Annotated in this window: 12 protein-coding genes and 1 other RNA gene; 9 read left to right on the forward strand and 4 right to left on the reverse strand. The window is 48.5% G+C overall.

What is annotated here, in order from left to right; translation table 11 throughout:
* Positions 1-12 precede the first annotated feature (12 nt).
* The 8 genes from fabF to G6R30_RS00735 all read left to right on the forward strand — a co-directional run bounded on the left by fabF (position 13) and on the right by G6R30_RS00735 (position 6,672).
* Positions 13-1,263 carry a beta-ketoacyl-ACP synthase II gene (fabF, locus tag G6R30_RS00700; protein WP_213820482.1) on the forward strand — a complete coding sequence of 417 codons (1,251 nt, stop codon included), beginning with the start codon at positions 13-15 and terminating at the stop codon, positions 1,261-1,263.
* Between the two features lie 12 nt (positions 1,264-1,275).
* Entirely contained in the window at positions 1,276-1,749 is a 474-nt protein-coding gene (gene accB, locus G6R30_RS00705) for an acetyl-CoA carboxylase biotin carboxyl carrier protein (protein WP_213820483.1), read from the forward strand.
* 82 nt (positions 1,750-1,831) lie between these two features.
* Positions 1,832-2,263, forward strand: coding sequence for a 3-hydroxyacyl-ACP dehydratase FabZ (fabZ, locus tag G6R30_RS00710; RefSeq protein ID WP_213793077.1), 432 nt, complete (start codon positions 1,832-1,834; stop codon positions 2,261-2,263).
* A gap of 1 nt (position 2,264) precedes the next feature.
* Positions 2,265-3,641 carry an acetyl-CoA carboxylase biotin carboxylase subunit gene (locus G6R30_RS00715; RefSeq protein WP_213820485.1) on the forward strand — a complete coding sequence of 459 codons (1,377 nt, stop codon included), beginning with the start codon at positions 2,265-2,267 and terminating at the stop codon, positions 3,639-3,641.
* A 63-nt stretch (positions 3,642-3,704) separates the two neighbouring features.
* Positions 3,705-4,553, forward strand: a complete 849-nt coding sequence (locus tag G6R30_RS00720) for an acetyl-CoA carboxylase carboxyltransferase subunit beta (protein ID WP_213820487.1) — start codon at positions 3,705-3,707, stop codon at positions 4,551-4,553.
* Positions 4,546-5,343, forward strand: a complete 798-nt coding sequence (gene accA / locus G6R30_RS00725; protein ID WP_213820489.1) for a carboxyltransferase subunit alpha — start codon at positions 4,546-4,548, stop codon at positions 5,341-5,343. The genes G6R30_RS00720 and accA overlap by 8 nt, the downstream gene beginning before the upstream one ends.
* A 79-nt stretch (positions 5,344-5,422) precedes the next feature.
* Positions 5,423-5,779, forward strand: a transfer-messenger RNA (tmRNA) gene (gene ssrA, locus G6R30_RS00730).
* 254 nt (positions 5,780-6,033) lie between these two features.
* Positions 6,034-6,672: a hypothetical protein gene (locus tag G6R30_RS00735; RefSeq protein WP_213820491.1), complete on the forward strand. Its 639-nt coding sequence runs from the start codon at positions 6,034-6,036 to the stop codon at positions 6,670-6,672.
* Between the two features lie 34 nt (positions 6,673-6,706).
* Here G6R30_RS00735 and G6R30_RS00740 read toward each other — a convergent pair whose 3' ends face one another.
* On the reverse strand, positions 6,707-7,309 hold the full coding sequence (locus G6R30_RS00740) for a Pr6Pr family membrane protein (RefSeq protein WP_213820493.1): 603 nt from the start codon (positions 7,307-7,309) through the stop codon (positions 6,707-6,709).
* A 276-nt stretch (positions 7,310-7,585) separates the two neighbouring features.
* Here G6R30_RS00740 and G6R30_RS00745 point away from each other — a divergent pair, with 276 nt between their 5' ends.
* The gene (locus G6R30_RS00745; protein WP_213820495.1) at positions 7,586-8,185 is read left to right on the forward strand and encodes an NAD(P)H-dependent oxidoreductase; all 600 of its coding nucleotides are present in this window, start codon (positions 7,586-7,588) and stop codon (positions 8,183-8,185) included.
* A gap of 64 nt (positions 8,186-8,249) precedes the next feature.
* Here G6R30_RS00745 and G6R30_RS00750 read toward each other — a convergent pair whose 3' ends face one another.
* From G6R30_RS00750 to G6R30_RS00760, 3 genes are all read right to left on the reverse strand, one after another.
* Positions 8,250-9,383, reverse strand: coding sequence for a glycosyltransferase family 2 protein (locus tag G6R30_RS00750; protein WP_213820497.1), 1,134 nt, complete (start codon positions 9,381-9,383; stop codon positions 8,250-8,252).
* Positions 9,384-9,405: 22 nt separating this feature from the next.
* Positions 9,406-11,565, reverse strand: coding sequence for an ArnT family glycosyltransferase (locus G6R30_RS00755; protein ID WP_213820499.1), 2,160 nt, complete (start codon positions 11,563-11,565; stop codon positions 9,406-9,408).
* A 180-nt stretch (positions 11,566-11,745) separates the two neighbouring features.
* Positions 11,746-13,146 carry an APC family permease gene (locus tag G6R30_RS00760; RefSeq protein WP_213820501.1) on the reverse strand — a complete coding sequence of 467 codons (1,401 nt, stop codon included), beginning with the start codon at positions 13,144-13,146 and terminating at the stop codon, positions 11,746-11,748.
* Between the last annotated feature and the right edge of the window lie 91 nt (positions 13,147-13,237).

Here is a 13,237-nt window from a genome sequence, read left to right on the forward strand (position 1 = left end):
AAAGGAAACAACATGACACGAGTTGTAGTTACTGGAATGGGTGCCATTGCACCAAACGGAAACGATACGAAGGCGTTCTTGGACGCAATCTTTGCAGGTCAAAGCGGTATCAAGCCAATTACGAAGTTTGACCCAACCGAAACGGGAATCGCCGTTGCCGGACAGGTTGACGGGTTCGATCCCGCCGCCCGCGTTGGAAAGCGTGATGCCCGTAAGTTGGATTTGTTCTCACAATATGCCATCGACGCAGCCATGCAGGCGATGGAACAAGCCGACTTGCTTCCTGACGAAGACTCAGAAGCTAAGTCAAAGGTTCAAAATCCGAATCGTTTTGGTGTGATCTTGGGTAATGGAATTGGTGGTTTGACGACCATGCAAGAACAAATTATCAAGATGCATGACAAGGGACCACAGCGTGTTTCACCACTTTTCGTGCCAGAAGCCATCCCAAACATGGTGTCTGGTAACGTTTCCCTCCGCTTTGGTGCAAAGGGAACGAACATGACCATCGTGACGGCCTGTGCTTCAGCAACGAATGCCATTGGGGAAGCCTTCTGGCGTGTCCAGTCTGGTAAAGAGGACGTTGTGTTGACGGGTGGTGCCGAAGCCGCTGTGAACGAAATCGGAATTGCTGGTTTCGCTGCTTTGACGGCTTTGTCAAAGGAAGCTGATCCAAAGGAAGCCTCAAAGCCATTTGATAAGAACCGTCATGGGTTCGTCCTTGGTGAAGGTTCCGGTGTTTTGGTTTTGGAATCGTTGGAACATGCTGAGAAGCGTGGTGCTAACGTCCTGGCCGAAGTGGTTGGTTATGGTACGACGGCCGATGCCTATCACATGACATCACCAGCACCGGATGGTGAAGGGGTCATTCGTGCCTTCCAAGAAGCTTTGGAAGATGCCAAGATTCAACCAGAACAACTTTCTTACATTAACGCCCACGGAACGGCCACGGGTGCAAACGATTCTGGCGAAGCCGAAGCGATTGCTGCCGTCTTTGGCGAAAACAGCGTACCGGTTTCATCAACAAAGGGAATGACAGGACACTTGCTTGGTGCTGCTGGTGCCATCGAAGCCGTCGCTTCGGTCGGTGCCATCGACCGCGGTATCTTACCTGAAAACGTCGGCTTTGACGAAGCAGATGAGCACACGAAGAAGGTTAACTTGGTCAACAAGAGCAACCAAAACGTGGCGCCTGAATACGTCATGTCGGCAAACTATGGATTTGGTGGCCACAACGCTGCCGTGATCTTCAAGAAGTTTTAAGGGGAATGCCCAATGAATTTAAATGTTCAAGAAATTCGTGAATTGATGGCTGACTTGGAAAAGTCATCACTTCGAGATATTGCCATTACAGACGGTGACTTTTCCTTGCACCTGTCCAAAAATGAACAGATCCAAGCGCCTGCACCAGCTGCTCCAGTAGCAGCCCCTGCGGCCAATGTGACAAGTCCAAGCACGCCGGTTGAACCAGCAGCAGCTGAAGTAGCCGCTACAAAAGCACCGGCAGCCGGTAAGGAAATCAAGGCACCGATGGTTGGAACGGTTTACTTGAAGCCAAAGCCTGAGGAACCCGACTTTAAGAGCGTTGGTGACCGCGTTGAGAAGGGTGAAACCGTTGCTATTATTGAGGCCATGAAGTTGATGACGGAAATCAAGTCGGACGTTTCCGGTACGATTGCCGAAATTCTCGTTGAAAACGAAGAAGTTGTCGACTACGAAAAGCCACTTTACCGTGTGACAACGGACTAAGGGTCAACCGGTTTGTTGCGATTAAAGCCAGTCGATTCCAATCGGATGACCTGGCATACATAGGGACAAAAGGAGAGTAAAAATGTCTTTAATGAACGCCCAAGAAATTCAAGAAATTCTACCACACCGCTATCCAATGTTGATGTTGGACACGGTGGAAGAACTGGTTCCTGGTGAAAAGTGTGTCGCCATTAAGAACATTTCCATTAACGAAGAAATCTTTCAGGGACACTTTCCTGGTAATCCCACTTTCCCCGGTGCTTTGACTGTCGAAGCCCTGGCCCAATGTGGTGCCGTTGCCTTACTGTCCATGCCAGAATTTAAGGGTAAGACAGCCTACTTCGGTGGGATTAAGAAGGCCCGTTACCGCAAAATGGTTCGCCCGGGTGACCAGGTCAAGCTCGAAGTGACCTTGGATCGTTTGCGTGGCCCGGTTGGTTCCGGAAAGGGAATCGCCTGGGTAAACGGCAAGAAGGCGACAACAGCCGAACTGACCTTTATTATTGGAGAATAAAATGTTCAAAAAAGTATTGGTAGCAAACCGTGGCGAAGTCGCGGTCCGAATCATTCGAACGCTGAAAGAAATGGGTATCAAGGCGGTGGCCATCTACTCAACAGCAGATAAAGATTCACTCCATGTTCAAATTGCGGATGAAGCCATTTGTGTTGGTGGGCCAAAGCCTGCTGACTCTTACATCAACATGAAGAATGTGATTTCAGCCGCCGTACTGACTGGTTCTGAAGCCATTCATCCGGGTTATGGTTTTCTTTCAGAAAACGCTCTCTTTGCCGAGATGGTCGGGGATGTTGGGATTAAGTGGATTGGTCCGCGTCCCGAAACCATCGATTTGATGGGAAACAAGGAACACGCTCGAAACGAGATGCGTCAGGCAGATGTACCCGTGATTCCTGGTTCTCTCTGTTACATTCATAACGTGGATGAAGCTCGAGAAGTGGCGAACGAAATCGGCTATCCCGTCCTCTTAAAGGCCGCTGCCGGCGGTGGTGGTAAGGGAATGCGCTTTATCTACGCCGATGAAGAGCTGGAAGAGAATTTCACCAACGCCCAGGCCGAAGCCAAGTTAAACTATGGCGACGAGCACATGTACATTGAAAAAGTCATGCTCAACTGTCGCCATATTGAGATGCAGGTCATTCGTGATCAGCAGGGTAACGTGCTTTGTTTCCCAGAACGGAACTGTTCACTCCAACGCCGTAATCAAAAGGTGATGGAAGAATCACCGGCTGCTTCGATGACAGCTGCCATGCGTCAAGACATGATTGAGGTCGTGACCAAGGCGGCCAATGCCATCGATTACGAAAACACCGGGACGATTGAATTCCTCCAAGATCAGGAGGGTAAGTTCTACTTCATGGAGATGAACACGCGAATTCAGGTTGAGCACCCGGTTACCGAAATGGTCACGGGGCTTGATTTGGTCCGCTTGCAGGTCTTGGTTGCGGCTGGCGAAGCCCTGCCATTGAAGCAAGAGGATGTGAAGATTCAAGGGCATGCGGTCGAAATGCGTTTGACGGCCGAAAAGCCGGAAGCCAATTTTGCCCCATCCGCTGGAAAAGTCGACTTTGTCTTCTTGCCAACCGGTGGCCCTGGTGTTCGAATCGATTCCGCCCTTTACAACGGGGACACGATTCAACCCTTCTACGATTCAATGATTGCCAAGCTCATTGCCCACGATGAAACACGTGAAGAGGCGATTGCTAAACTTGCTCGCATCATTGATGAGACGTCGGTTTCGGGTGTTTCGACTTCTAAGAACTTCCAAGCAGCCCTTTTGAAAGACAAGGGGGTGCTGACGGACCAATTTACAACAAAGTACTTAGAGGAGCACTTCTTGCCAGAATGGGAAGCCAGCCTGGCAGAAGAACAATAAGATCTTTTCAACGGTCGATGACACTCGGCCAATCGAGAGAGGAGCGGGCTTTGCCCAACTACTATGGATTTGTTTTCTTCTAACAAAACGGATAATAACAAAATCAAAGTCACGGATGCCGTTCGTGATCGGATTCCCGATGGCCTTTTCCTGGCTTGCCCATACTGTGGGACGCAGATATATAACAAGCAGCTTGGCGACTTTCGTGTTTGCCCAAACTGTGATTACGGTTTCCGCTTGCAGGCGCGCGAACGAGTGGCTTTGTTTGCCACGGACTTCGTTGAATTTGACGCGGATTTGACGATTGACCAAACGGACTTTCCTGGCTATCAGGAGAAGCTTGATCGGGCCAAGAAGCAAACGGAGATGAACGAGTCGGTCTTGACTGGTTCTGGTCGTATTGATGGGCAGGCCGTTGATTTGGGCATCATGGATTCCTACTTTATGATGGGGTCACTGGGCTCGAAAACGGGTGAAAAAATCACCCGGCTCTTTGAGCATGCCACCAGTCACCGATTGCCCGTGGTTCTCTTTACGGCTTCCGGTGGTGCCCGGATGCAAGAGGGGATTCAATCCCTCATGCAAATGGCCAAAGTCTCGGCGGCTGTCGCCGCTCACCAAGAGGCTGGTTTGCTTTATTTGGTCGTTCTAACGGATCCAACAACCGGTGGTGTGACGGCTTCCTTTGCGATGCAAGGTGACATTACACTGGCCGAACCGCACGCCTTGGTTGGCTTTGCGGGTGCTCGTGTGATTGAGTCAACCATTCATGAAAAGTTGCCAAAGGACTTTCAGCGTGTTGAAACACTCTTGAAGAACGGTTTTGTTGACAAGATTGTGCCTCGCCAGCAGTTGACATCGGTGATTGGCCAACTTGTTGCCTTGCACCAAGGGGAGGTCGCGGATGTTTGATTTTGTCAAAACCATGTTTAAAAAGGATGTTAATCCAGCCGATGTTGTGAAAAAGTCCCGCGAGGACCGCTTCATGGCACGGGAATTAATCAATGGCTTAGTGTCTGACTTTATCGAGTTGCACGGGGACCGCCTGTCGGCAGACGACTCTTCTGTTATTGGTGGTATTGGTCGCTTGAAGGGACAACCCGTCACGGTGATTGCCATTGATAAGGGAACCGATATTCACGATAAGCTTTCCAAACGAAATGGTTCGCCACAGCCTTGGGGTTATCGTAAGGCGCAACGACTAATGAAGCAGGCGGCGAAGTTTAACCGGCCCATCATTACGTTGATTAATACGCCAGGTGCCTTTCCAGGAATGGAAGCCGAAGCGCAGGGGCAGGGCGAGGCCATTGCGCAGTCCATTCTCGAGTCAATGAAACTGACGGTGCCAATGATTGCCATTATCTATGGTGAAGGTGGTTCCGGTGGTGCCTTGGCGTTGGCAACGGCTGACCAAGTTTGGATGTTTGAAAACGCTACTTACTCCATCCTATCCCCTGAAGGCTTTGCCTCCATTCTATGGAAGGATGCCAAGCGCTCAGATGAAGCGGCTGCCATTATGGGGATTACACCCGCGGACTTGTTGGAAAAGAAGGTCATTGACCAAATTATTCCAGAGGGCCGGCACCATGCAAAGATTTTTGAGGGCATGCAAACGAAGCTTTCTCAGGAATTTAAAAAGATGCAAGCGATGTCTGGACAAGAGATTGTTGCAGCGCGTCGGGCCCGTTACCGCAAATTCTAATTCGGAATTTTTGGTTCTTTAAGCGGAAGGACTTTGCTATAATAGTGCTAAGGAGACATCTCCTTAGCGCTTTTATTTTGGGCTCGTCCCGGAATTCGACAGGCTGTTGCGAGCGCTAGCTGCATTCCGCCATCCGGGCGTAAAGCGGGCAGACTATTTAACTGCAAAAAACAATAACTCTTACGCTGTCGCTGCCTAAAAACCAGTGATACGTGGGCATGGCTGTTAGGCTAGCATGGTGGCCAGGCTCTTATAAATGGTTAGCTCGGTTGCATGACGATGTCGGCGTGATGTAACTTAAATCAATTCGATCCCAGTCGGAGTCAAGTTCTGGACAATGGCTGCTTCGGTTGCGGTAACAATGATTGCCCTATGAATGTAGACGCTAGCGTGGCGGGCGGTTTGGACAGGGGTTCGACTCCCCTCGGGTCCACTAATATCAGTCACTCCCTATTTGGGAGTGGCTTTTTCTTTTACCTGAATGCTGTGTTTTTTAACTAGGAACATTGGTTATCTTTATAGTGGAATATAGCGCTTTAAAGTAAATATAGTATGTGAAATCCTTTTATAGTAGCATATAGTAAATTATTCCTTACAAATAAAAATATAAATGGAGAGGAACGAATAATTTTCGAACATGGCTGCTAAAAAGTGTTACACTATCTTCCAACAGAAGAAAGGTGATTGCTGATGATTCTCTTTTCATTAATTATTTTATGTCTCTTCGCCATTATTGGCTCCTTTTTGTTCTTATCTTGGATGCCAAGTATTTTGTTCTGGCTGCTTTTGCTGCTGATTGTGCTCTTCCTTTTTACACACATCGTGCCCATCTTGGTCATTATTGCGATTATCTGGGGGATTTCATACTATCGCAAGAAGCAGCGGACGGAGCAATTTGATGGTGGCTTTACCAGTCAAACGGCCGGTCCGCGCGATTTGAATGAAGTGACGAAGCAGGGTAGTACCAGGGAAAAAGTTTTCAAAAACCATGGACTGGCCCGTGTTCAAAAGGATTTTGAAGAACGGAAAGCCTTGAATTTGGGGGATGGTCTCTGGATTGATCAGGCTGGCCAGGAATTGCTGCTGGTCACGGAAGATAAAACGTCGACTGGCTATATTCAAGCCTCCTTCAGCGACGTTTTGACTTATTTTACCTCATACGAATCCGACTACAGCCAGACCTTTGCCATTCACTTTGCGGGCATGGCTGAGCAGGACTTTGCCAATGTCACGTTGTCGAAGCAAGAAAATGATCTCTTGGGTCAGAGCCCGGCAGCTTATTTACAAGCCTTGCTATCACGTTATGGTATGCCACTGAAGAAACAATAAAGAAAAAGCAGAACGTTTCGTTCTGCTTTTTTTTTTATTTTGCTAATTTTTTATCGAGCCAGTAAAAGCCGTAACCGAAGAATAGGAAGAAGAGGGTTAAGCCGAGTACGTAAGCCGCCACCATTCCCCAGCCAATCATGTTCGCATCGATGAAAAAGTAGGGATAATGCTTACCAGTCAGTGGGTAGACAATTTGGAACTGTGCGGCAATGACCGTAAAGCCGTAGTAGACCAAGGGGATTAACAACCAGTAAAGTGGGGCCTTTTTACTGAAACGGCCCTTTTGATCAAAGAAAAACCAATCGAAAATGGTCATCAAAGGTACGATCAAGTGCACCATGTACGTGCCACAATAGGCCAGTGTTGACGTCATGTGGAAGGAATAGGGGGCCAGAACACCCCAATAAATGAGCATGGTCACGGTGATGGCCAAGGTGACGGCACCCTTCAGATTTTGATTTAAGGCCTTGCCAGATTGTGTGAGCGCAAAGGCAAAGTAGAGAATGCAAAGCACGTTCGACAAGGTGGTGTAGTACAAAAACATGGCGGGTTTTAATTCGGTATTGATTGCCACCCCAACAAGGCCGATGAGTACCAGGCAGAGTCGGTAGATAAAAATTTGTTTTTTGTGATTCATTGAAAAAGTCGTCCTTTTTAAGTAAAAAATAGTTAACTATCGTATTATACGGCAATTTTTGGAAAAAATCTTTTGATAAAAAGAGGGCAACTATAACCGATTTGTCTTGTAACCGGTCTGTTGTTTGATTTTGGTTTTATTTTCAATTGTTACAATTCTAGCTGTGCCTTTGGCACAAATGTAACAGAGTGTGGTATATTGTAATAGTTTGTTTTATTTGAGTTGCTTAAGGTGTCATTTTAAACGAGCAGCTCCTAAAGAGAAGGGGCCAAGCAAATGAATATCTTAATTGTTCAGGGACATCCTGACGACCAATCATTTACGCATTCCAATGCGTTAAATAGTTATAAAACACTACGCAATGACGGCATGAACGTTCAAATCATTGATTTGGCCATTGCCGACTTTGATCCGGTTCTACGCTACGGCTACCGCATTCACATGCAAGAGCGTGGCTTTATCGAGCAGGTTCAGCAAAAAATTGCCTGGGCCGACCATATCTGCTTTTTCTTCCCCGTCTGGTGGGGAGCGGAGCCATCCGTCTTGAAGGGGTTGATTGATCGTGCGCTAACTCCGGGCTTTGCCTACGAACGGAAAGGGCCGCTGCGTGTCAAGGGCTTCTTGAAAGGCAAGGAGGCCAGCCTCTTTATGACAGCGGATGACCCAGGGTATTACCACCGCCGCTATGGTGGCGTGGTTTCTCGCTGGCGAAAAGACATCTTAGGGATGTCAGGCATCAAGCTAGCCAAAATCATGATTATGGGTGGTGCGCGTTGGGTCAATAGCGAAGAAAAACGTTTGGCTTATATGGAACGCTGTAGTCACCAAATTCAAGCGATTGCCTATAAGGGCCTTGAAAAGCCAATGGTTGATTAAGGAACGGCTGCCACAAGCAAATAAAAAAAGCGAGTCCCTCACTTTGAGGAACCCGCTTTTTTGTTTACATTTGTTGATAAAAACTGTGACGATACTGACTTGAGAAGGAGGAAACCGGGGTGTTTTCTCCTTTAAAAGAGGGCTGTGGCTTTGCCTTCATTGATTGGACGGTTGCCCCTGTTTCAGGGGCGGTTGCCGCCCAGCCTTTTCTTTCGTTACTTGGCCTTGTGTCGAGAACGCCCGTTTCTTTTTCAATGTTGAAAAGGGGACGGCCTTTGACTTCGGTAAAGACTTTGCCAATATAAGTGCCGACAACACCAATGGCGATGAGGTTTAAGCCGCCGAGGAGCCAGATGGAGATCATCAACGATGACCAGCCGGCAGTCGGATTACCGATGAGCTTTTCAATAATTGTATAAGCGATCTCAATACCAGCAACGGATGATACGAGGAGCCCAAGGTTGAAGAGCAGCTTAATTGGTTTCACTGAAAATGAGGTAATGCCATCGATGGCAAAGTTGAGCATCTTCTTCAATGGATACTTCGAGGTACCAGCTTCGCGCTTCGCTCGTTCGTAATAGACCTCGGTTGATTGATAGCCTAGAAGGGGCACCATGGCACGCAGGAAGAGGTTTCGTTCGGGAATGGCTAAGAGTGCTTCGACAGCTGTTTTCGACATTAGGCGAAAGTCAGCGTGGTTTGGCACGAGCTCAACGCCGAGCCAGCCAGCGACTTTGTAAAAGGCTAAGGCCGAATTCTTTTTAAACCAAGAGTCCGTTTCACGAGAGGAACGAACGGCATAGACAATTTCGTTACCAGCTCGGTATTGATCGACCATTTGCCCGATAATTTCCGGACTATCCTGCAAGTCGGCATCGAGGGTGATGGTGATATCGGCTAACTTGATACTTTCCTGTAAGCCGGCAATCAGTGCGGGCTGGTGGCCATAATTCCGTGAGAGTTTAACGGCGAGGATGCCGTCCTCGCGCGCTTCCTCTTCTTGCATGATGGCATAGGTTTTGTCCTTGGAGCCGTCATCGACAACCAAGATGAAGGAACCGGTGGCGATTTTTTGTTCTTTTATTAAATCGGCTTTGATTTGCTTCAATTTAGCCAAGGTGTGTGACAGCATCTCTTCTTCGTTATAAGCGGGAAGAATGAGCGCTAACTTGGGTGCTTGTTCTTTCGTTGAAAGCATGGCGAACTCCTTTCAAAATTCGTTATTGAACAGCAGATGAGAGGTCATAAAGCGTGGTGTTGCCGGATTGGCCACCCATGCCGCCCATTTGCATAGCTTGCGACTGGCTGCTGCTCTTCTTCGATGAACTGTAGGTCACTTGTGTACCGTTTTTCTTTACCCAGGCCAAGATCTTTGAAATGTTACCCGTTGAGGACTTGGTGTTACCAATTACAAAGTATTTCAATTGACCAGACTTAACAAGTTGTTTGAACTCAGTCAACGTCATGGTTGGATCCGTTCCGTTGTATCCGCCAAGGGCCATGACGGCTTTACCAGATTTGATAATGTAGCCAGAGGCCGAGTTGGAATCCGTTGTGGCAAAGAGGTATTTAGCAGATCCCTGGTTCTTTTCCGTATAAGAAAGAAGAGCTGAATCGACTGAACCACCCATGTCTGAGGATCCCTTTGATGAAAGCAGGGATGGGTTGGCGTTTGGAATGGCAGCCGACGTGTGCGACAGCGTTGGCGTCAGTGCCCAGAATCCGGAGAGAAGAGCGACAACGACGATGGAGAGGGAGATCTTCAACTTGCTGTTAATGACTTTTGGAATGAACCAGATGGCGGCAACCGCGATGCCAAGAATGACAATGATGACGGATGCAACTGGGTAGTAAGACCAAGCGTAATAGGCCTGGAGTGCCGTGGTGGCAATCAGCGTGATGGCGAGCAGGGCTTTTGCGATAAGCCCTTGCTTGATACCGCCCTCTTTGACCATTTTGGCGATGGCAACCGCACCAATTGCCGTCAAAGCTGCAATGGCTGGCGCCAACATGATGGTGTAGTAGGGGTGGAAGAAGGAAGCAACGGAGAAGAAGCCGTAAACGGGAACGAACCAGCCGGCCCAAAGCAAAACGTCTGCTTGTTCATTCGAGATGCGATACCACTTGTCGCCCTTCTTACGGAAGGCCCACCAACCAGCACCCATACCCAGAAGAGCAAAGGGTAGGAACCAACCGATTTGTGAACCAAGATCGGATTGGAAGAGACGGAAAGGACCAGCATTACCGATGGCAAATGCCGAACCGCCGCCACCCATGCCGCCTTTACCACCTTTACCACCCTTGCCAGGGTTGCCCATCTTTCCAGATGGCTTGGTACCGGTCGGTGCACCCTTCTTTGAACCAGAAGGCTTTGTTGGTGCGCTGTTTTTCTGACCAGTTCCTGTCGGCGCCGTGCCAGTTGGTGGCGTCTTACCGGTGCTACCAGTTGGTGCAGCACCAGTTGGCGCTGTTCCTGCTGCCGTTTGAGCAGTCGGTGTCTTTGTTGTATTGGCGTTCGTTGGCGCCTTTGTCTTCGATGATTTATTTGACGACTTACCCATACCGCCGAAAGTACCACCTGTACCAGACGTTTGGCCAAGGAGTCGTTGGGTGCCGTTATAACCGAAGGCCAGTTCCATCAACGAGTTGGTTTGGGATGAACCAATGTATGGTCGACTCGATGAGGAAACGGAGTCAACACTGTCCGGGTAGGCAACCGTAAAGAGACCAAGGGAGGCCATGGCGGCGAGAAGCCAAAGTGCCTTTTTCTTCCACGGAAGCTTAATGGCCACCCAGTAGAAGACCAGCATGGTTGGTAAAATCATGAAGGCTTGAAGCATCTTGATGTTAAAGGCGATACCGATTAAGGCAAAGGCGATCAGGACCAGCCAGAACTTCTTTTTGGCGACCGCTCGTGTGAGGGTGTAGACCGCTAAGAGTAAGAAGAAGACCAAAATGGCATCCATGTTGTTGGTCCGAGAATTGGCAACAACCGTCGGTGTCAGCGTCATGACCAGTGCGGCTAAGCGGCCGGCCCAGGGGCCAAACTTTGGGGTGATGAGTCGGTAGAGTAAGGCAACGGAGCCAATACCGGCTAAGACGGATGGCAGGACGACCGACCAACCGTGAACACCAAAGACTTTGGCGGAGATGGCCATGAACCAAAGAGCGATTGGTGGTTTATCAACGGTGATAAAGCCGGCCGGATCAAAGGCCCCGTACCAGAAGTTATGCCAGGATTGCGTCATCGACGTAATCGCGGCGGTATAGTAGGAGTTAGCCGAACCGGCATCCCAGATTCCCCAGCCGTATAAAAAGGCGGCGAGGACAAGAATTCCGAGTAAGTACCAATCCATTTTTTTCAAAGACAGTTTTTTCATCAAATTTGCCTCCTTCGATAGGATAAACATAGTTTAAATTGGAATGCCTATATTAAAATTAAATGAGTTTGAAGTGAAGATTAAAACTTGTCTGAATGAATGAACTTAGCGATTCAATCAAAGGATGTTGTCAAAATAGAAAATAAAAGCCCGCTCCAAATTGAGCGGGCCTTTTGCTAGTTAATTTTTTTGTTGCAGCTTCGAGTGACGAACGCCGTAAGTAAAGTAAACGATGAAGCCAAGAATCAACCAAATCGTCACCGAAATTTGCGTGACGCGGGGAAGCATGAAAATAAAGAGAATGGAACAAGAACCGGCCAGAATTGGCAGGAATGGATACCATGGCATCTTAAAGCCAGTGTTTTTGATGTCCTTTCGACGGCGCAGCTTAATCACACCGAAGGAGATAAAGGCAAAGGCAATTAACGTTCCCGCGTTAATCAGTGAGGCTAGTTCACTCAGTGGAACTAAACCAGCAAAGACGGCTTGAACGATCGTGGCAACAAAGATGGCCTTTTCAGGTACGCCGTACTTCTTTGAGACCGTGCCCATTGATTTAGGTAACAGACCATCACGACCCAGGGCATAGACGAGTCGAGAACCACCGATGAACATCGTCATCATGGCCGTAAAGATTCCAAAGAGGGCACCAACGGTAATCAGCTTGTTGAACATGGACAGGTGAATGACCTGCATGGCAAAGGCGGCTGGATCATCGACCCCGAGTTGCTTGTAGTTGACGATTCCCGTTAAGACAAAGGAGAAAGTCACATACATGACAACGGCAATGGCAACGGTTCCCAGGATTCCCTTGATGACGTTTTTTCCAGGATCAATGGTTTCGGCTGAGTTGGCTGCCAGGGCATCGAAACCAATGAAGGCAAAGAAGACCGTTGCAGCAGCAGTCAGGATACCCCCCATGCCAAAGAGTCCGCTATGGAATTCTGCTGGGTAGAAAGGCGTGTAGTTGTCGGATTTAACATAGAAGACACCGACAACGATAAAGAGGATAATGATGGCGACTTTGACAACGACGGCGAAGTTTTCAACCTTCGTTGACATGGCCGAACCCTTCATTAAGATGGCGGCGATAATCAACACAATGACAACGGCGGTGATGTTGATGACCCCGCCCTCCATTGGCCCGGCCTGAAGTGCCTTTGGCAAGGTGATGCCGACGGCCGATAAGAGGTTGTTGTTAAAGTAGGCCGCAAAGCCGGTCGCTTCCGCCGAAACGGCTAAGAAGTATTCTAGAATCAAGGCCCAGCCAAGAATCCAGCCAACAATTTCACCGTAGACGACAGAACCGAAGGAGTAGGCGGAGCCGGCAACGGGCATCGCCGAAGAGAATTCAGCGTAGGCCATGCCGACCAAACCAGAAACCAAGGCAGCCAACAAAAAGGCGATGGCCACGGCGGGTCCGGCGTGGGTGGCGGCTTCGTTACCGGGTAGAATAAAGATTCCAGTACCGATAACGGCTCCGATTCCAAGGCCAATCAAGTCCTTGGTTCGAAGCGTTTTTTTCAGTTTAGCGTCAGCCTGCATATAAGAGCTGACGGATTCTTTTTTGAAAATGTCCATAAGTCAATCTCAAACTTCCTTTATTGATACTTTCTATCATAGTTGCTAAACTAAGATAAGTAAAATTAATAATTAAAATCTATGCATAAGG

This window comes from Fructobacillus parabroussonetiae, from assembly GCF_018437265.1.
Lineage (GTDB): Bacteria > Bacillota > Bacilli > Lactobacillales > Lactobacillaceae > Fructobacillus > Fructobacillus parabroussonetiae.

Bases quoted from the DNA above. Each gene is read 5' to 3' on its own strand.
- G6R30_RS00760 (WP_213820501.1), bottom strand. From the start codon at position 13,146: ATGGACATTTTCAAAAAAGAATCCGTCAGCTCTTATATGCAGGCTGAC.
- G6R30_RS00715 (WP_213820485.1), top strand. From the start codon at position 2,265: ATGTTCAAAAAAGTATTGGTAGCAAACCGTGGCGAAGTCGCGGTCCGA.
- fabZ (WP_213793077.1), top strand. From the start codon at position 1,832: ATGTCTTTAATGAACGCCCAAGAAATTCAAGAAATTCTACCACACCGC.
- G6R30_RS00735 (WP_213820491.1), top strand. From the start codon at position 6,034: ATGATTCTCTTTTCATTAATTATTTTATGTCTCTTCGCCATTATTGGC.
- fabF (WP_213820482.1), top strand. From the start codon at position 13: ATGACACGAGTTGTAGTTACTGGAATGGGTGCCATTGCACCAAACGGA.
- G6R30_RS00720 (WP_213820487.1), top strand. From the start codon at position 3,705: ATGGATTTGTTTTCTTCTAACAAAACGGATAATAACAAAATCAAAGTC.
- G6R30_RS00745 (WP_213820495.1), top strand. From the start codon at position 7,586: ATGAATATCTTAATTGTTCAGGGACATCCTGACGACCAATCATTTACG.
- accB (WP_213820483.1), top strand. From the start codon at position 1,276: ATGAATTTAAATGTTCAAGAAATTCGTGAATTGATGGCTGACTTGGAA.
- accA (WP_213820489.1), top strand. From the start codon at position 4,546: ATGTTTGATTTTGTCAAAACCATGTTTAAAAAGGATGTTAATCCAGCC.
- G6R30_RS00755 (WP_213820499.1), bottom strand. From the start codon at position 11,565: ATGAAAAAACTGTCTTTGAAAAAAATGGATTGGTACTTACTCGGAATT.
- G6R30_RS00750 (WP_213820497.1), bottom strand. From the start codon at position 9,383: ATGCTTTCAACGAAAGAACAAGCACCCAAGTTAGCGCTCATTCTTCCC.
- G6R30_RS00740 (WP_213820493.1), bottom strand. From the start codon at position 7,309: ATGAATCACAAAAAACAAATTTTTATCTACCGACTCTGCCTGGTACTC.